Raw genomic sequence first — 19,475 nt, 5'->3', positions numbered from 1 at the left:
CGGGGAAAACCTATTGAGCATAGCTTTCGTTGCGCAAGGCGCCATTTCGATAATGGCTCTATGCTATTGGTCAACACCTGCCTGGTCTGGCGAGTGAGAGGCCGTTAACAGTACGGCTATTGCGGTGGCAACCATCGGGGCAGATCATGCGCAAACGTATTTTTTTCCCAAGCTCAAGGGTGGAATCACGACAGTGTTCGTAAACGACACACCGCGCAATCCCTCGGCGCAGGGCATCGAGCTAGCCACACGACAGACCGTGGCAGAGGGCATGACAGCGCAGATCACGCAGTTCGAGTGGCAATACAGTTCGCTCGGGCCGCTGCCGCACTGGCAGGCACCGTTGCGCATCGCCGTCGACATGATGTTGCAGTCGCCGTTTCCCAGCGCAGTGGTCTGGGGCGCCGAGCTGTCCGTGATTCACAACGACGCTTACGCGGCGTTGCTCGAAGGTGGCGGCTATGCGTTGGGGCAAGGGTTCGACAAACTGTGGGCAAAAGCCTGGAAGGGCATCGGGCCCTGGGTGTTCAAGGCACTCGAAGGTGAATCCAACTTTGTCGAAGGCCAGCCGCTGTGGCTACCGTGGAAGCGATCGGACAGCCAGGCCTGCTATGCCTTCAGTTACACGCCGTTGCGCGACGAGCAGCATGAGGTGGTAGGGTTTCTGCACGCGGTGATCGAAACCAGTGCCAGCGTCGATGCACATAATCGATGGCGCGAGCAGGCGTTGGCGTTCGAGCGCCAGATCGAGCGCATCCTGGCTGATCGCGATCACATCTGGCAGCTCTCTCGCGATGCCATGCTCGTTGTGACCCACGATCTGCTGCTGCAAGCGGCCAACCCGGCCTGGCAGCGCGCACTGGGCTGGACTGAAGATCAGGTGCACGGCAAGTCGATCCTGGAACTGGTTCATCCTGCCGACAGGGCCGAGGTGGAGGTTGCGGTGATGGAGTTCATTCGCAACTGCGGGCGCGAGCAACTCGAGACGCGCTTGCGGCACAAGGATGGGCACTACCGCCTGTTCCGCTGGACGGCGAGTTTCGACGGCACGCTGCTGACGGCCGTAGGGCAAGACATTTCGCAGGATCATGAAGAGGCCATGCGCCAATCCGATTCGATGGCATGGGCAGCCCAGCGCCTGGACGCGGTCAGCCACCTGGCAGGCGGCATGGCCCACGAAATGAACAACCTGCTGTCAGGTATCGGCGGCAGCCTTGAGCTCATGCAGCGGCGAATTGCCCAGGGACGCCTGGAACAAGTCGAACGCTATGTGGCGCTTGCCAGCGATTCGGTGCAACGCGCCATGACGCTCACTCACCGTCTGCTGGCATTCTCCCGCCATCAACCGCTGTCGCCCAAGCCACTGGACATCAATCGCCAGCTGACCGCCATGGAGCCGCTATTGCGCCAGGTACTAGGTGCTGAAATGCGGGTGGACTGGGAGCTGGATGTAAAACCCTGGACCGTCTGCCTGGATGTTGCGCAGCTAGAGAATGCGTTGGTCAATCTGTTCGTCAACGCACGTGAGGCCTGCCTTGAGCGTGGTGTGGTGACGCTGCGCACGATCAACAAGCGCCTGGAGGCACCGTTCCCCGATGAACAAGGCTTAGCCCCGGGTGACTATGTCGCCGTGTACGTCACGGACGATGGCCACGGCATGTCCGAAATGGACATGGCCCGGGCGTTCGAGCCGTTCTTCACCACCAAGCCCATGGGCCATGGCGCCGGGTTGGGGCTCGCGATGGTCTATGGCTTCGTCGGCCAGTCGGGTGGTCGCGTATGGCTCGAGTCAGCGCCTGGTCACGGTCTGAGGGTCTGCATGGTGTTCCCGCGCTGCCTTGAGCACATCGCCGAGGACATCCCGCAACCAGTACCCGCTCTAACGCGGGCCAGTGGCCAGCGGCTACTGTTGGTCGATGACGAGGAAAACCTGCGTTCGATAATGAAGGAGTACCTGCAGGAACGTGGCTTCGAGGTGTGTGATGTGAGGGACGCGAACTCGGCGCTCGATCGCTTTCGCCACCACGGCCCCTTCGATCTGGTTATCACCGACATCGGCCTGCCGGGTGGTTTCAGTGGGCGGCAGGTCGCCAGGGCGGTGCGTATGGTTGAGCCGGAGCAGAAGATCCTGTTCATTACCGGCTTCAACGACCAACCGCTGGATCCACAACTGTCCGAGACGCCAGGCACGGCACTGATGCTCAAGCCTTTTGCGTTGGCCAGCCTCATGAACCAGGCCCTGCTGATGCTGAGCGAGTGACTGGGCCCAGGATTTAACCCAGCATGTCGGCTATTCGTGCCTGCAACTGCCTGAGCTCGAATGGCTTGCAGATCAGTTGCATCCCCGGCGCGAGAAACCCTTCGCGCGCCATCGCCGTCTCGGCGTATCCGGTGATGAACAGTACCGGAAGCTGCGGGCGTAGCTTGCGCGCGATCTCGGCCAGTTGTCGGCCATTCATGCCCGGCAGGCCGACATCGCTGAGCAGCAAGTCAATCATCTGCGCCGAGCGCAGCAGCTGCAAGGCCTCGCTGGCGTTGCTGGCACTGCGGCAGGCATAGCCCTCATCCTGCAACGCCTGGCAAAGCAGCTCGCGGACATGAGGATCATCCTCGACCACCAGCACATTACGGCTTTTACTGGCAGGCGAAGGGCACGGCTTGGATGCCTCAGGGCGTTGCGGATCAAGGTGGCGGGGCAGGTAAAGGTCCACGCGTGTGCCGTGGCCGATCTCGCTGAACAGCGCCACGTGGCCGTGGGACTGCTTGCTGAAGCCATAAACCATCGACAAGCCAAGCCCAATCCCCTGGCCCACCGGCTTGGTACTGAAGAAGGGCTCGAATGCATGCTCCAGGGTGCTCTGGGACATGCCCTGGCCATCATCGATGATGCTCAGGCGGGCATAGTCCCCTGTGACCAGCCCACCGCTGCCAACCTGCTGAGCGTCAATCTGCTGGTTGCTGGCTTCTATACGCAACATGCCCCCGTTGGGCATGGCCTCGCAGGCATTGACCAGCAGGTTGTTCACCGCCTCTTGCAATTGCTCTTCGTCCGCCTGCACTGCCCACAGGTTTGCCGGAAGATCAAGGTGCAGGTCCACTCCTTGGGCAAGGACAGCTTCGAGGCGCTGCGGTTGCAGTAGCGCAAGCAGGTCGATGCGTTGACTGTGCAGCGATTGCCTGGACGAAAACGCGAGCAGGCGATGGGTAAGCACTGCGGCGCGTGACACGGCTTGCTGGCCCATGCGCAGGATCCCATCAAGGCCGTCACTACGCCCGTTCTTCAGGCGCCGGTCGATCAGCTCGAAGCTGCCTCCTATGCTGGTCAGCAGGTTGTTGAAGTCATGCGCCACGCCGCCGGCCAGTTGGCCGATTGCCTCCATCTTGCGGGTCTGCTGCAAAGCTTGGTCGATAATCTGCTGTTCCTCGCTACGCGCCTCCAAGCGCTGTTGCAGGTCGAGCATATGGTCGCGTGCGAGGTACTGGCGGCGCCGGTTGCGCAAACTTGTCTGGGCCAGATCGAGCAGGCGATCATCTTCGAAAGGTGCGGCAAGCAGGGTCAGGTTGCCCGCAAGCATGGCGGCAGAAGTGGTCGCAGCGGGCGTGCACGTCAGCAGCACGATGGGCAGGTCGGACCAGGCCGGCTGTTGGTCGATATACCCCTGCAGTAGGCTGATTGCACTCACGTTCAGCGCCTCTTCGGCGATGATCGCCAGGCCTGCGCCCTCAATCAGACCAGCCTGCAGCCTGGCGATATCCTGCGCGCACAAGCAATCGACGCCGGCTGCCGCCAGCAACTTCGACGTATTGCTGGCAAGCTGATCCGGGGCCAGGATCAGAGCACGTTCGTCCATCGCCAACGAGCTGGCCAATGCGATTCTCCTGAAACGGTCGACAAGGTCGGACAGTGCCCTTGGCACCTGAAGGGTCCGATACCCACTGGACCGCTGGCTTTCATCCAGGGTTCAACGCAATCTACAGCCCCTGTTGCAAGAAGGGATCGTCCGGGTTCTGCCGCTCGAGCTCAGCCAGCAAGACCTGAACATTCTGCAGCTGGCCGGACTCTTTCCAGTACTGGATCAGCTGCACCCGCGCCCGGCGATTTGCCGGCTGGCGGCTGAGCAGGGTTTCCAGTTGCTTCTGCGCGGCATCGGACTGATCCAGGTCGTGCAAGGTCACCGCCAAGGTGTAGCGGTAATCGGCATTTTCCGGTTCCAGCTCCACCGCGCGCGACAAGGCGAGCAAGGCGTATTCACGCTGGTCATGGCGGATCAGCCACAGCCCCAGCTCGTATTGCAGGAATGCCGAGTCCGGACGCAGCGCCAGGGCCTTGGCCAGCACCTGCCGGGATTGGTCATGATGGCCCTGGCGTTCCAGCAGCCGCACTTGGGTGGCCAAGGCGTCAGAGCCATCCGGGGCCACCGAGAGGCTGCGCTGCAGGGCTGCAGCCGCCTGGTCGTAATCATTTTCGTGCAGGTACAGGCGCGCCAGGTGCACCTGGGCTTCGGCGTCATCGGGTTGCTTTTCCAGGGCCTGCTGGTACTGCTCCAGCGCAGTCTGCAACGGGCCGAAATAAAGGCCGATGGCATCGGGGTCGAGGCCAAGCAGGGCATCCACCGCGGCGAAGCGTACGCTCTGCTCGTCATCGTCCAGCAGTGGCCCCAGCACCAGGCTGCGCTGGGAGGGCGGCAATAGCTTGCGAATACTGCCAATGGCTGCACGGCGCACCAGCGGGTCGTCGTTTTCCAGGTCCAGGCGGGCCAGCTTCAGTGCCTGTGGCGAGGGGTAGTTGGGCAACTCGGCATAGAGTGCGGCGCGGCGGATTGGCGTCAGGTCATCGCGCTGCAGTTGCTGATACAGCACCCGGGCGGCGCCCGGCAAGCCATCATGCGCCTGGCGCAACGCCTTGCCGTAACTGTGGGGCGGCAGCACTGGCGGTGCCGGCTTGTCGTCGCGGCGCAGGGAAACGATGGCGATCGACACCAGAATCAGCAGCAGTACGGCGATCAGGTAGCTGAGGCGTCTGGGCATCGGGCGCAGCGATCCATGGCGGTGGGAAGGGAGAGCTTGGGGCAGAATGCCCTGGGCTGCAAGCCGCAGGGTCGCCAAGGGTCAATAAAAAAGCCCCGCGGACCAAGGCCTGCGGGGCAAAAGGTTGGGAGAGTCACCAACCAAAGGAGTCGTTGAAACGGGGCGGGTCAGCGTGTGCTGGCGACGGTTTCCGGCTGCCAGCCGCCGCCAAGGGCCTTGTAGATCGAGACGATGCCGCGGTACAGCTCGACCTCGCCCTGGGCCTGGGCGTCTTCGGCGCTCAGGCGTTCGCGTTCGGCATCGAGCAGCACCAGGTAGTCCACCGTGCCCTCGCGATAACGCACCGAGGCCAGGTCGGCCGCCTTGCGGCTGGCGTCGCTCTGGCGCATCAGCGACAGTAAACGCTGCTGCGTCTTGTCGTAGTCACTGAAGGCGTTGGCCGACTCCTCCAGGGCCAGCAGCACCTGCTGCTCATAGTTGGCCAGGGCGCCTTCGGCATCAGCCTTGGCGCCGCGCAGGCGGGCCCGCACGCTGCCCAGGTCGAAGGCGGCCCAAGTGATGCTTGGCCCCAGCGCCCAGGCGTTGGCCGCCGACGAGCCGATCTGCGAGCCACGGGCGGCGGTAAAGCCGAGGAAGCCGCTCAGGCTTACCCGTGGGAACAGATCGGCGGTGGCTACGCCGACATTGGCGGTGGCTGCAGCCAACTGGCGCTCGGCGCTGCGGATATCCGGGCGACGGCGCAGCAGCTCGCCGGGGTCGCCCACCGGCAAGGCCTTGGAGATGGCTGGCAGGGCTTTGGGCGAAAGGTCCACGCTCAGCGCGTCGGGGCGCTGGCCGAGCAGGGTGGCGATGCGGTGCCGCGCCCGGGCCTGTTCAGCCTGCAGCTGCGGCACGGTGGCTTCAACACCGGCCAGACGGGCATCGGCACGCACCACGTCGAGCTCGTTGCCGACCCCGGCGTCGCGCAGGGTAACGGTGATGTTGCGCGACTCCTGCTGGGTCTTGAGGTTGGCCACGGCGATGTTCTCGCGCAGTTGTGCACCACGCAATTGGCCGTAAGCGTCGACCAGCTCGGCGATCAGGCTGACCTGCAGCTGTTGCAGGTCGGCCTGCGCTGTTGCTTCCTGAGCCTCGCTGGCCTCGATCTGACGCTGGATGCGGCCGAACAGGTCAAGCTCCCAGACCATGTCCAGGCCTAGGTCGTAGCGCTCCTGGTTGACCCGCTGCGTGGTCTGGCCGGGAACCTGGCCTTTGCCGATTTCGCTGCTGGCGCGGCTGGTAACCACCGGCAATGGGTCGTTGGCGACATCATCGTAAATCGCCCGGGCTGCCTTGAGCCGGGCGAAGGCCACGCGCAGGTCGCGGTTGCCTTCCAGCGATGCCTGCACCAGCTGGTTCAGCACCGGGTCGTCGAACTGCTTCCACCACAAACTTTCGAAGCGGCTGCGGTCGAAGGCCTTGGCCCGCACGTCGGTGCTGTCGAATTGCGCAGGTTCCGTGTCCGGCGTCTTGTAGTCCGGGCCTACTGCGCAGGCCGCCAGGGCCAGTGCCAGCAGGCTCGGTGTCAGGGGTTTGAGCAGGTTCATGCATGGTTCTCCAGCACAGGCGCGTGTTCGGCCTTGCGGGCCTGGCGACGCTCGACGAATCGGCGGATCAGGAAGAAGAACACCGGGGTCAGGAACAGGCCGAACACGGTCACGCCGATCATCCCCGAGAACACCGCCACACCCATGGCATGGCGCATTTCCGAGCCGGCACCCGAGCTGAACACCAGCGGCACTACACCCATGATGAAGGCGATCGAGGTCATCAGGATCGGCCGCAGGCGCAGGCGGCAGGCCTCCAGCACCGCAGCCAGCGGGTCGAGGCCCTTGGCCTGTTCATCCTTGGCGAACTCGACGATCAGGATCGCGTTCTTGCACGCCAGGCCCACCAGCACGATCAGGCCGATCTGGGTGAAGATGTTGTTGTCGCCACCCGACACGATCACGCCAGTGATGGCCGACAGCAGGGTCATCGGCACGATCAGGATCACCGCCAGCGGCAGGCTCCAGCTCTCGTACTGGGCGGCCAGCACCAGGAAGGCCAGCAGTACGCACAGCGGGAACACGAACAGCGCGGTATTGCCCGAGAGGATCTGCTGGTAGGTCAGGTCGGTCCACTCGTAGGTCATGCCATTGGGCAGCTCTTGCTTGAGCAGCTTTTCGATCGCCGCCTCAGCCTGGCCGGAGCTGTAGCCCGGGGCTGCGGCACCGTTGATCTCGGCGGTGATGAAGCCGTTGTAGTGCATCACCCGGTCAGGCCCGGAGGTGTCGCTGACCTTGAGGAAGGTCGCCAGCGGGATCATCTCGCCGAGGTTGTTGCGCACTTTCAGCTGGCCGATCTGCTCGGCATCGAGGCGGAACTGCTGCTCGGCCTGGACGTTGACCTGATAAGTACGGCCAAAGCGGTTGAAGTCGTTGGTGTACAGCGAACCCAGATAGACCTGCAGGGTGTCGAAGATGTCGGTGATCGCCACGCCATGGGTCTTGGCCTTTTCCCGGTCGATGGCGGCATCGACCTGTGGCACGTTGACCTGGTAGCTGGTGAACAACCCCGCCAGTTCCGGCACGTTGTGGCTCTTGGCGATGATGTTCTGGGTCTCTTTGTACAGCGCTTCGTAGCCCAGGTTGCCGCGGTCCTCGATCTGCAGACGGAAGCCGCCGATGGTGCCCAGGCCTTGCACAGGCGGTGGCGGGAAGATCGCGATGTAGGCGTCCTGGATGTCGGCGAACTTAGCGTTCAGCGCGGCGGCAATCGCTGCAGCCGACTGGCTCGGGTCCTTGCGCTCGTCGAACGGCTTCAGTGGGGTGAACACGATGCCGCTGTTCGGGCTGTTGGTGAAGCCGTTGATCGACAGGCCCGGGAAGGCCACCGAATCGGCTACGCCCGGTTGCTCGAGAGCGATTTCGCTCATGCGCTTGATTACCGCCTCGGTGCGGTCGAGGCTGGCGGCGTCTGGCAGTTGGGCGAAGGCCACCAGGTACTGCTTGTCCTGCGCCGGGACGAAACCGGTCGGCGTGGATGAGAAGCCCAGGTAGGTCAGGCCCATCAGCCCGGCATAGATGAACAGGGCAATGCCGCTGGAGCGGATGACCCGGCGCACGCCGCCGACGTAGCTGTGGCTGGCACGGTCGAAGAAGCGGTTGAACGGGGCGAACAGCCAGCTGCCCAGCAGGCGTTCGAGGAACCGCGAGAAGCGGTCCTTCGGCGCGTGGTGGTCTTTGAGCAGCACGGCCGCCAGCGCGGGGGAAAGGGTCAGCGAGTTGAACGCCGAGATCACGGTGGAAATGGCGATGGTCAGCGCGAATTGCTTGTAGAACTGCCCGGTGAGGCCGGAAATGAACGCAGCAGGCACGAACACCGCGCACAGCACCAGTGCCGTGGCGATGATCGGCCCGGTCACTTCGCTCATGGCTTTTTGCGTGGCTTCCAGGGGTTTCAAGCCTAGCCCAATGTTGCGCTCGACGTTCTCCACCACCACGATGGCGTCGTCCACCACGATGCCGATGGCCAATACCAGGCCGAACAGCGACAAGGCGTTGAGCGAGAAGCCGAACAGGTGCATCACCGCGAAGGTACCGATCAGCGAGACGGGTACGGCCATCAGCGGGATGATCGAGGCGCGCCAGGTCTGCAGGAACAGGATCACCACCAGCACGACCAGGATCAGCGCTTCGAACAGGGTGTGCACCACCGCTTCGATGGAGCCGCGCACGAACACGGTCGGGTCATAGACGATGCTGTAGTCCATGCCTTGCGGGAAGTCCTTCTTCAGCTCGGCCATCTTTGCCCGCACTTCGTCGGAGATCTCAATGGCGTTGGAGCCTGGGCGCTGGAAGATCGGGATGGCCACTGCCGGCTGGTTGTTCAGCAGCGAGCGCAGGGCGTACTGGCTGGAACCGAGCTCGACCCGGGCGATGTCCTTCAGGCGGGTGATTTCGCCATTGGCACCGGCACGGATGATGATGTTCTCGAACTCTTCCTCGTTGACCAGGCGGCCCTGGGTGTTGATCGACAGCTGGAAGCTGGTCGCACCAGGGGCGGGCGGGGCGCCCAGCTGGCCGGCAGCGACCTGGCGGTTCTGCTCGCGGATAGCCGCCACGACGTCGCTGGCAGTCAGGTTGCGCGACGCAGTCTTGTTCGGGTCGAGCCACACACGCAGCGAGTAGTCGCCCATGCCGAACAGTTGCACGTCACCGACGCCGCCCAGGCGCGCCAGCTCATCCTTGATGTTGAGGATGGCGTAGTTGGACAGGTACAGCATGTCGTAGCGGTTGTCCGGCGAGGTCAGGTGCACGACCATGGTCAGGTCGGGCGACGCCTTGTCGACGGTAATACCGATCCGGGTCACTTCCTCTGGCAGCTTGGGCTGGGTACGGGTGACGCGGTTCTGCACCTGCACCTGGGCGTTGTCCAGGTCGGTGCCCAGGGCGAAGGTGATGGTCAGGGTCAGCTTGCCGTCGGCGGTGGATTGCGAGGACATGTACAGCATGTTCTCGACACCGGTGATGGCCTGTTCCAGCGGCGCGGCGACGGTCTCGCCGATGACCTTGGGGTTGGCGCCGGGGAAGTTGGCGCGCACCACCACGGTCGGCGGGACCACTTCGGGGTATTCGCTGATCGGCAGCTGGAACAGCGAGATCGAGCCCGCGATCAACAGCACCAGCGACAGCACCGCGGCGAAGATTGGCCGGGTAATGAAGAATTTCGAAAAGTTCATCGGTGGGGTCCCTTAACCGCGTGGCGCCTGGGCGCTGGCGACTTTTTCGGTGGTGCCGGCCACTTTCGGCGCCGGGTTGCTGGCCTCCAGGGCCTGGCGCTGCTGGGCGAGGGCGGCGAGGGTCTGTTCACTGGCCATCGGGGTTTCTTCCGGGGTCACCGGCGAGCCTGGGCGCACACGCTGCAGGCCCTTGACCACGATGCGGTCGTCCTTGGCCAGGCCGCTGCGCACGATGCGCAGGCCTTCGAGCTTCGGTCCCAGCTCCACGGCGCGGTAGGCGGCCTTGTTGTCCTTGTCCATGACCAGCACGAACTTCTTGCCAAGGTCAGTGCCGACCGCTTCGTCATTGATCAGCACGGCGTCGTACTGGGCGCTGCCGACCAGCTTCAGGCGCGCATACAGCCCAGGGGTGAACTGGCCGTCACGGTTGTCGAACACGGCGCGGCCACGGATGGTGCCGGTGCGCGGGTTGACCTGGTTGTCGACGAAGTTCATCTGGCCCAGGTGCGGGTTACCGGTTTCGTTGGTCAGGCCCAGGTACACCGGGGTGCTCTGGCCGCGCTGGCCTTCTCGCGCCAGCTGGGTGTACTTGAGGTACACGCGCTCGTCGGCGTCGAAGTAGGCGTACACCTTGTCGGTGGACACCACGCTGGTCAGCGGCGTGACATCGGCAGTGACGATGTTGCCGGCGGTGAATTCGGCGCGGCTGACGCGGCCGCTGATCGGCGCGGTGACCCGGGTGAAGCTGAGGTTAAGGCGAGCCAGGTCGAGCTGCGCCTGGATCGCATCGACCCCGGCGCGGGCTTCGGCAGCGGCGCTGCTGCGCGACTCGGCCAGCTCGGCAGAGATGGCGTTGCTGTCGCGCAGGCGCTCGCCACGGCGGGCTTCGTTGGCGCTGCGGATGGCGGTGGCCTTGGCCTGTTGCAACTGAGCTTCGAGGCGGCGGACTTCAGCCTGGAACGGGCGCGGGTCGATCTGGAACAGCAGGTCACCTTTCTTCACCTGAGCACCTTCGGTGAACGCCACCATGTCGATCTGGCCGGAGACCCGTGGGCGCACTTCGACGGTTTCCGGCGCTTCCAGGCGGCCGGTGAACTCGTCCCATTCGTTGATCGGCTGCTCGATGACCTTGGCGACGCTGACCTTGGGCGCGGCGGGAGCCTGCACGGCGTCGGGGGTGCGGCCACAAGCGCTGAGCACCACCACTGCCAGGGCAGCGAGGGGGAAGCGCAAGGGTTTGAGTGAGTGGTCCATGGAGAACTCCGCCAATGTATTAGTAGTGGGCGGAGTGTGAGTGCCTTGCGCGTGACGCACGAATCGAACGCAGCGAAGGTTATTATCACGCGCAATGATATGTCGGGATCAATCATCGATGGCGGGCATGTGACGGGGCCAGCAGGTAAGCTCTCTAAAGGCAGTACTGGCCTCTTCGCGGGCAAGCCCGCTCCCACAGGTACTGCACAGGCTCTGAAGTTTGTGCGATCCCTGTGGGAGCGGGCTTGCCCGCGAAGAGGCCAGCACAGGCACCCCCGCCCAGCGACTGAAATAGGCCCCACCTTGCACACTTACCACCGCCTGCCCGGCCCCCTCGGCATCGTCCTGCTCGGCGTGCTGCAAATCCTGGTCTGGGGCGGTTCGTTCTTCCTCATGGCAGTCATGGCCGACCCCATCAGCCGCGACACCGGCTGGCCCAGCCAGTGGGTCTACGGCGCACTGTCCCTGAGCCTGATGGTCTCGGCACTGTTCGCTCCATTGTCCAGCCGGCTGGTCGCCCGCTACGGCGGCCGCCCGCAAATGGCGGCCAGCGGCGCGGTGGTGGCGGTGGGGCTGCTGATCATGGCTGCCAGCCATGACCTTGGCCTGTTCCTGCTGGCCTGGGCGGTGATCGGCATCGGCATGGCCATGGGCTTGTATGAAGCGCTGTTCGCCACCCTCGGCGGGCTGTACGGCGAGGGCGCGGGCAAGGCCATTACCGGTATCACACTGATTGCCGGCTTCGCCTCGACCCTTTCATGGCCGACCGTGGCCCTGGCCATCGAACATTTTGGCTGGCGGGCGACCTGCCTGTGTTATGCGTTGGTGCTGATCATAGTGGTCGCGCCGCTCTATTGGCGAGTGCTGCCGGCGGGCGGTCGGGTCGAGGTGCCGGCCAAGGCGCAGGCGCAAGGCGACGCGGTTGGCGTTGACCGCACGCTGTACCTGCTGCTGACCAGCATGTTCGCCATCGGCGCGATCATCATGACCGCAATCGCCATACAGCTGGTGGCCGTGCTTCAGGGGTTGGGGCATTCGCTGCCGGTGGCCATCGGCCTGGCGGCGATGCTCGGCCCCAGCCAGGTGGCGTCGCGGGTGCTGCAGATCCTGGCGGGCAAGCGCCACCCGATCTGGACCGCGCTGGCCTGGGTCAGCCTGGTGCTGGTGGGGTTGCTGATGGTGACCTTTGTGCCGGCCGCCGCGGCGGTCGGCTTGCTGGTGTTCGGCTGCGGCAACGGCTTGCGGGCGATCGTGCGTGGGTTGCTGCCGCTTGCGATGATGCCGCCCGCGCAATATGTGCTGCTGATGGGGCGCATGTCGCGGCCTTCGCTGATCGGGCAGGCACTCACGCCAGTGGTAGGTGGTTTTCTGTTCGAGCATTTCGGCTCGATGGGAGTGTTGCTGACGCTGTGCCTGCTGGCGCTGACCAATGTGCTGCTAGTGCTCACGGTGATGCGTAAGGTTCGTATTGGCTAGCTCAGATCGCCTGTAATCTTGCCGCCATATTAATCATGAGGGTGAAGACAGTGAGTTGCATTCATAACCTAGCAGCCATTGCCATGGCTGAGTGAGCGAGGCTGTCAGCATTTTTGCTAGTGATGCGGGCGCGCAGAGATTCGCTTGAATTGAATATCGATACTGCATGATCGAGTGGCAGGTAGCCTAGTCCTTGTTGGTCCATATAATGCGCTGAGGTGTCGCTAACTTGGAATATTTCGTAATTATTCTCAGCGGCGATCTCATTGTATAAACCGATTGGGTCTACGACATAGTCTGGCATTAGCGCTCCTTTGTAGGCGATTTCGAAAGAATCTGCTGACGGGTTGTCGGTGGTAAGGTAAAAGAAATCCTGGGAACCCACGCTGACTGACGGTATACCTGGCACTCGCCGAAGATGGCTAATTTCATGGATGATTATTGTCGCGCGAACTTCGTTTGTAAATGAAGGTGAAAAAAATCGTCCAGGATGATAATCTCGCCCTGGAAGTCAGTTACATCAGCCCCCGCTGTGGCGGTGCTGGGGCCTCCTGTTGCTCGATCTATCTTCTCGTGCCCTATCTCGGGCTTGGCGTAGCCGGTTAGCATGCCCTCGATGCGTTTCCAATTGTCTATTACGTTTGCTAGTACGCTCTGATATTCAGGTCCAAAAAATATTTCCAATTCCCTCCTGTACATTGGCTGACCAGGTTCCACTACTTTTTTGAGCGCGAGGAGTGCCGTATCAATTGCTCGTTTTACTATTTCTGCTTCATTCGGGGGGAACTGCGATAACCCATATGCTGTAATAGTCACCTCGAGGCCGTTTGAGTCTGCATAGGTGCCAGGATTGTTTTGGACCATGCAGTAAAGATTCAAACCATCGACGGTCTTAGCCGGGTCCGCACTCAACCAGCGCCCTGACCAAGGCTGGTAGTACCGGTAGCCGTAGTAATACAAACCGGTCGTGTCCCGTTCCTTGCCCGAAAAGCGCACGGTCTTATAGTCAGCCTCAACCGCGCTGCGCGCCGCCCATAGCGACGTCTCCCCGTATGGGTAATATTCCTCCTGGCTGATCAGGTTGCCGCTACCATCGAGCTCCAGGCCATGGCTACCGACAAGGTCACCATACTGGTAGCGCAACTGATCATTGGCAATCTCGGCCGGCTTGCCGGCCACCCAGTGCAAAGCGCGCACTTGCGCATGACCGGCTTCACCCATGCACAGGACCTGAAGGTTTTCTTTCCCCGACGTTCGCAGTTCCAGATTGGCCAGGTAGATGACCTGCTGGCTGTTCACCTGTTGCGTGCTGCTTTTCAGTACGCGCTGGCAGTGGGCATCGTAGCGGTAGAGTTCATGATCGCCCGGGGCGCCGTCGCGCATTACAGGGGCGACTTTCTGCAGTTCCCCCTGAGGTGTCCATCCGAGTGCCTGGCCTGGCTGCAACAGGCGTTGATGGCCTGCGGCTGTAAACAGCGCATCCACTTCCTCAGGGATGCCAGTCAAGCTACTGGTCACCCCCCGGTTACAGCGGTTGCTGATGGTAATGTCGGTGGTGTAGCCGTTGTTGGTGGCGGGTGCACTGTGGCGGATCTGAGTCAGATTGCCTGCGATATCGTAGTGGTAGAGGCGGGTGTATCGGGTGTAGGTGTGGTTGTCACTGGCAAGCGGCAGGGATGCCGGAGTTGATTGGCAGTTCTGGCGACTCGCATTGGCCATTTCCCGCCCGCTGGCGCTGACCAGTTGGTACAGGCTGTCGTAGCAGTAGAGGCTTTCTGGTTCCACCCGTTGGTTGCGCCAAATGCGCGTCTGCTCAGTCTCGTCCCTGGCATTGAGCACATTGCCCACCGGGTCGTATCGGTAACGCAGGTCCTGCAGCAAGCCGTTTAAACGTTCTACCCGGATGATTGCCAATCGTTGCGTTTGTGGCTCATACCTGTAGCCGCATGTCACGCCGTTGCCATGCACCTCGCTAAGCTTTTGTCCCGCTGCCGAGTAGGCAAGCGAAACTATCACGGGCTGCTCCGCGCCTTGCTTCACGGTCAGCCAACTGCACGCCAGCTGCCCGTTCACGCCATACGCCACACGTTGCTGATGGCCAGCCGCATCCAGTGTGCGCAGCACATTGCCCGTGGCATCGGCGCGGGTCACGGTGGTGTATCTTTCTGGCGCCAGCAGCGTATCCCAGGCTGCCGGGTCAGCACCGTGCCAATCGACCTGCATGTCGGGGTCAGGCGCTGCTTGGGGCAAGCGGCGTGTCATCGACAGTGGCACGCCAGAGAGGGCCATGCATTCGGTGGCCATCAGCCCGGCAGTATCGTAATGGCTGATGCAAAGCCCGGCGATGTTCAGGTCTTTGTCTGAAGCCGTGCCGGCCGCGTAAATGAAGCGCTGAGTTGTTCGTGGTACTTCGCTGGCAAGCTGTTCGGAAACGGCTAGCGGCCGGCCAGGCAGGGTAGACACCTCGTAATGCCAGGTGTGGCTGACGGCCTGGCTATGGTCCTCCGTGCTGTTGCCACTGCTGAGGATGCCGTTCACGATGAGCAGTGGCCGGCCGGCGGTGTCTTTTAGGCTGACCGAGGTGCCCGCGTCCACGCTACGGGTGTGCAAGGCATTGCCTCGCAGATCGCAGCTGTAGATGAAGTTCGCAAGCCCTCTGTCGGCGAGACGTGGGTCCGTGCTCTGCTGCAGAAAGCCAGATGCAGTGAAGTGGTGACGTGTGATGCGTACCTGGGTTTCATCCCGCTGGTCAGGGTGACGATAAAAGGCAATCTCGCGCACGGCGAGGTTACGGCTCTTGTGGGCCATTACGGTTGGGGTGTTGCGGTTGACTGCCTGTTCGATACGACCCATGGGAAAGCTACCTCGCAGGATCAGGGCGTGACTCGATGCGAGGCTAGCTTCCAGCAAATCCGTCAGTGCGTAACCTGATAAAAATGACAGGTGCCCATGGGCTCAGGGTCAGGAGGCGCTTACCGTCTGTGGTCTGTGGCGACGGTACAGCACGGTCGTGGCGGTAAACCCGCACACGGCCGCGAACATCAGCCAGTAGGCCGGCGAAGCTTTGTCCCCGGTGGCCTGCACCAACAGCGTCGAGACCGCCGGCGTAAAGCCGCCGAACAGCGCGGTGGCCAGGCTGAAGGCCAGTGAGAAGCCGACCACCCGCACGTTCGCGGGCATCACCTCGGTCAGCGCCGCGACCATCGCGCCGTTGTACATCCCGAAGAAGAACGAGAAGTACAACAACACCGCCAGCAGGCGTTCGAAGCTGGCAGCCTCGGCCAGCCAGTGCATGGCCGGGTAGGCGGTGAGCATGCACAGCAGGGAAATCGCCAACAGCTGCGGGCGCCGACCGATGCGGTCGGAAAGCGCGCCGCCGATGGGCAGCCAGATGAAGTTGCTGACCCCGACCAGCAGGGTCACCACCAGACTGTCGGTGGTGCTCAGTTGCAGCACGGTCTTGCCGAAGGTCGGGGTGTAGACCGTGATCAGGTAGAACGTGGTGGTGGTCATCGCTGCCAGCAGGCCACCGGCCAGCACCGTGCGCCAGTTGTCGCACATCGAGCGGAACACTTCAGCTGCGCCCGGGTGGTGTGCGCGGGCCTTGAACGCGTCGGTCTCCTGCAGCGAGCGGCGGATGACAAAGATGAAAGGGATGATCACGCAGCCGATGAAGAATGGAATGCGCCAGCCCCAGGCCGCCACCTCGCTGGTGGCCATGCAGGCGTTGAGCGTGTAGCCCAGCGCCGCCGCCACGACGATCGCCACCTGCTGGCTTGCCGATTGCCAGCTGGTATAGAAGCCGGTGCGCCCCGGCGTGGCGATTTCCGAAAGGTACACGGAAACGCCACCCAGCTCAGCGCCAGCGGAAAAACCCTGCAGCAGCCGCCCCAGCAGCACCAGCAGCGGGGCCAGGATGCCGATGCTGGCGTAGCCGGGCACCAGGGCGATCAGCACGGTGCCGGCGGCCATGATCGACAGCGTCACGATCAGCCCTTTGCGCCGGCCGACCTTGTCGATGTAGGCGCCCAACACGATGGCGCCCAGCGGGCGCATCAGGAAGCCCGAGCCGAACACCGCGAAAGTCATCATCAGCGAGGCGAACTCGCTGCTGGCCGGGAAGAACGTCTGGGAGATGTAGGTGGCGTAGAAACCGAACAGGAAGAAGTCGAACTGTTCGAGGAAGTTGCCGCTGGTGACCCGCAGGATGGCGCCCAGCTTGGCGCCCCGGGACTGTGTTGTTGTTTTCATCATGGCTACCGTTTTGCTCGCTTTTGTTGTTTTTGAATGTTCAATCGCTGCCGGCATTGATCGGATTGGGCTGGCGTTTCTCGATGGCGTGCTTGAGCAACGCCGCGCTGCGGAAGATGCCGTGGGCGAACTTGCTGTAAGGCATGGTCAGGAAGAACGCCATGACCAGCCCCAGGTGCAGGGCCAGCAGCAGGCCAAGGGCGCTGGTCTCGCGCCACGCCAGCAGGGCCAGGCCGCTGGCGCTGACCAGCAACAGCAGGGCGATGAAACCGCGGTCCATGGGTTTCTGCTCGGCGTCGCCGTGATCGGGGTTGCGTCGCAGGTTGAGGTACAGCAGGCCGGCAGGGCCCACCAGCAGGCCGAGACCGCCGGCAATACCCAGCAAGACCGGCAGGCTCAGCACCGGGTACGGCGCCGCCAGGCCCAGCAGGTAGTGGTAGAGCGTCGCGGTGCCGGTGGCGGCCAGGCACAGCAGGAAGCCGTAGAAGGTCAGGTGGTGGAACCGCCGCCGCCACAGGGTGAAGCGGTCATCGGTGTTGTTGCAGCCTTCGCCGTGGCCACCGTCCAGGTACTTGAGCTTGGCCACGCTGGCTGTCGCTTCCAGTGCTGCGGCGGTTTTCAGCCCCGCGTCTGCCGCAGGTGGCGAGACGTCGCGCCAGAACCGGCGCACACCCAGGCCCAGGGCAATGACCGCAAAGCCGAACACCGCGCCAAACATCAGCGCCAGGGTGTTGTGCGGGAAGATCCCATAGAAGTTGCCGCCGGGCATTGCTGTAAACAGGTTACCCATGGCCAGCAGTGTCAGACACAGGAACAGCGCCAGGCCAAAGCCGCTGGCCACCGCCAGGGTCAGGCCATTGCGTTGGTACAGTCGGCCCAGGGCACGGGGCCAGGCGTATTCGGCATAAGTATCGAGGCGCACCTTGGCCATCGCCTTGGGCACGTTGACTTCGAACGCATGAGGCGCGGCGTACTGACAGGCGTGCAGGCAGGCGCCGCAGTTGTGGCACAGGTTGGCCAGGTAGTGGATGTCGGCCTGGGCGAATTCCAGGCGTCGGGTCATCGCCGGAAACACCGCGCAGAATCCCTCACAGTAGCGGCAGGCATTGCAGATGCTCATCTGCCGTTGCACTTCGCTTTCGTGCACGTTCAGCACCGGGATCAGTTCGCTTTTCTGTGCCTGCGGATCAAACAGCTGCATGGTGCGCCTCCCGGTTGCCGACGAAGCCTGCGCTGGCGGCTGCCTGGACACCGGCGATACGGCCGAATGCCGTGCCGATGGCCATGCCGATGCCGGCGGTGTAGCCCTTGCCCAGTACGTTACCGGCCATCATTTCTCCTGCGACGAAAAGGTTGGGGCTGGGCTTGCCGGCGAAATGCACCGCAGCGCTTTCGTCGGTCGCCAGGCCCAGGTAAGTGAAGGTGACGCCTGGCTTGAGCGGGTAGGCGTAGAACGGTGGCTTGACCAGCGGGCGGGCCCAATGGGTCTTGGCCGGGGTAAGGCCTGTGGTGTGGCAGTCGTCGAGCGCGGTATGGTCGAAGGTGCCGACCTGGCAGGCGTTGTTGAATGCCTCGATGGTCTGGCAAAACGGTGTCTCTGGCAGGCCCAGCTTGCGCGCCAGTTCGGCCAGGGAATTGGCCGAGGTACCCGGGAACACCGGTGGCATGAAGCGTCCGATGGCCTGTTGGTCGATGATCGAATAGGCCTGCTGACCCGGCTGGCCGGCTACAAGGCGGCCCCAGATGGCATAGCGCTTGGGCCAGAAGTCCTCGCCCTCGTCGTAGAAGCGCTCGCCGTCGCGATTGACCACCACACCCAGTGACACGCAGTCGATGCGGGTGCAGATACCGCCGTCATACAGCGGTGCGCGGGCGTCGATGGCGACCATGTGCGCCTGGGTCGGGTCGCCGATGATGTCGGCGCCGAGTTCGCCCATGCGCTTGAGCAGAATGCCGGTGTTGAAGCGTGTGCCGCGAATCAGGAAATTGTCCGACGGCCATTCGCCCCGGGCATTCTGGCCCCAGGCTTCGCGCAACCATTCGCGGTTGGACTCGAAGCCGCCTGCCGCCAGCACACAGGCCTTGGCCTGGATACGTTCGGCAGGCAACTGCCGACCCTCGACCTCACGCGCGGGCAGGTGCGCGGCAACGAACCTGCCGTCCTGCAGTTCGATGTCGTTGACCTGGGCGTTGTAGCGCACCTGCACACCGAGCCGTTCGGCACTGCGGAAATAAGCGTTCACCAGAGCCTTGCCGCCCCCCATGAAAAACGCGTTGGTCCGCGCCACGTGCAGGGCGCCGGACAACGGCGGCTGAAAGTGCACGCCGTGGCTGCGCATCCAGTCGCGGCAGCTGGAGGACGCGCGGATGGCAATGCGCGCAAGCTTTTCGTTGGTCAAGCCGCCGGTCACCTTCAGCAGGTCCTGCCAGTACTCCTCTTCGGGGTAGGCGTCGACCAACACGTCCTGGGGCGCGTCGTGCATGCAGCGCAGGTTGCGGGTGTGCTGCGAGTTGCCGCCGCGCCACACCTTGGGCGCGGCTTCCAGCAGCATGACGCTGGCACCGGCCTCGCGGGCCATCAGTGCGGCGCAGAGGGCGGCGTTGCCACCGCCGATTACAAGAACATCGATCATTTTCGCTCCTCGGTCGCAAGGAGGCATGAACGAAGGGCCCCCTGCGAGTGAGGGGAAAATAGTGCGGGCGG

Annotated in this window: 12 protein-coding genes; 2 read left to right on the top strand and 10 right to left on the bottom strand. The window is 63.2% G+C overall.

What is annotated here, in order from left to right; genetic code table 11:
• The first annotated feature begins 193 nt into the window (after positions 1 to 193).
• On the top strand, positions 194 to 2,260 hold the full coding sequence (locus APH28_RS02060; protein ID WP_371263058.1) for a response regulator: 2,067 nt from the start codon (positions 194 to 196) through the stop codon (positions 2,258 to 2,260).
• Positions 2,261 to 2,273: 13 nt separating this feature from the next.
• Here the strand turns inward: APH28_RS02060 and APH28_RS02055 are convergent, their stop codons facing one another.
• The 5 genes from APH28_RS02055 to mexE form a co-directional block, all read right to left on the bottom strand.
• Positions 2,274 to 3,869 carry a response regulator gene (locus APH28_RS02055; RefSeq protein WP_060507384.1) on the bottom strand — a complete coding sequence of 532 codons (1,596 nt, stop codon included), beginning with the start codon at positions 3,867 to 3,869 and terminating at the stop codon, positions 2,274 to 2,276.
• A gap of 103 nt (positions 3,870 to 3,972) precedes the next feature.
• Positions 3,973 to 5,028, bottom strand: a complete 1,056-nt coding sequence (locus APH28_RS02050; protein ID WP_060507383.1) for a HEAT repeat domain-containing protein — start codon at positions 5,026 to 5,028, stop codon at positions 3,973 to 3,975.
• Positions 5,029 to 5,195: 167 nt separating this feature from the next.
• On the bottom strand, positions 5,196 to 6,614 hold the full coding sequence (locus APH28_RS02045; protein WP_060507382.1) for an efflux transporter outer membrane subunit: 1,419 nt from the start codon (positions 6,612 to 6,614) through the stop codon (positions 5,196 to 5,198).
• The gene (locus APH28_RS02040; RefSeq protein ID WP_060507381.1) at positions 6,611 to 9,790 is read right to left on the bottom strand and encodes an efflux RND transporter permease subunit; all 3,180 of its coding nucleotides are present in this window, start codon (positions 9,788 to 9,790) and stop codon (positions 6,611 to 6,613) included. Before APH28_RS02040 ends, APH28_RS02045 begins: the two co-directional genes overlap by 4 nt.
• Before the next feature lie 12 nt (positions 9,791 to 9,802).
• Complete coding sequence (mexE, locus tag APH28_RS02035; protein ID WP_060507380.1) at positions 9,803 to 11,044, bottom strand: multidrug efflux RND transporter periplasmic adaptor subunit MexE; 1,242 nt, start codon at positions 11,042 to 11,044, stop codon at positions 9,803 to 9,805.
• Positions 11,045 to 11,398: 354 nt separating this feature from the next.
• Between mexE and APH28_RS02030 the strand changes: the two genes are divergently transcribed.
• Positions 11,399 to 12,520, top strand: coding sequence for an MFS transporter (locus tag APH28_RS02030; protein WP_060507514.1), 1,122 nt, complete (start codon positions 11,399 to 11,401; stop codon positions 12,518 to 12,520).
• A gap of 61 nt (positions 12,521 to 12,581) precedes the next feature.
• Here the strand turns inward: APH28_RS02030 and APH28_RS02025 are convergent, their stop codons facing one another.
• From APH28_RS02025 to tcuA, 5 genes are all read right to left on the bottom strand, one after another.
• Positions 12,582 to 12,824, bottom strand: a complete 243-nt coding sequence (locus tag APH28_RS02025) for a hypothetical protein (protein WP_060507379.1) — start codon at positions 12,822 to 12,824, stop codon at positions 12,582 to 12,584.
• A 134-nt stretch (positions 12,825 to 12,958) separates the two neighbouring features.
• The gene (locus APH28_RS02020; protein WP_060507378.1) at positions 12,959 to 15,373 is read right to left on the bottom strand and encodes an RHS repeat protein; all 2,415 of its coding nucleotides are present in this window, start codon (positions 15,371 to 15,373) and stop codon (positions 12,959 to 12,961) included.
• Between the two features lie 108 nt (positions 15,374 to 15,481).
• Positions 15,482 to 16,774: an MFS transporter gene (locus APH28_RS02015; RefSeq protein WP_060507377.1), complete on the bottom strand. Its 1,293-nt coding sequence runs from the start codon at positions 16,772 to 16,774 to the stop codon at positions 15,482 to 15,484.
• A gap of 37 nt (positions 16,775 to 16,811) precedes the next feature.
• The gene (tcuB, locus tag APH28_RS02010; RefSeq protein WP_060507376.1) at positions 16,812 to 17,972 is read right to left on the bottom strand and encodes a tricarballylate utilization 4Fe-4S protein TcuB; all 1,161 of its coding nucleotides are present in this window, start codon (positions 17,970 to 17,972) and stop codon (positions 16,812 to 16,814) included.
• Positions 17,959 to 19,404: an FAD-dependent tricarballylate dehydrogenase TcuA gene (tcuA, locus tag APH28_RS02005; RefSeq protein WP_060507375.1), complete on the bottom strand. Its 1,446-nt coding sequence runs from the start codon at positions 19,402 to 19,404 to the stop codon at positions 17,959 to 17,961. The genes tcuB and tcuA overlap by 14 nt, the downstream gene beginning before the upstream one ends.
• Positions 19,405 to 19,475 lie beyond the last annotated feature (71 nt).

Source organism: Pseudomonas sp. NBRC 111124 (genome assembly GCF_001320245.1).
Lineage (GTDB): Bacteria > Pseudomonadota > Gammaproteobacteria > Pseudomonadales > Pseudomonadaceae > Aquipseudomonas.
The sequence above is the reverse complement of the archived record's forward strand: the minus strand, read 5'-3'. Positions and strand labels throughout refer to the sequence as shown.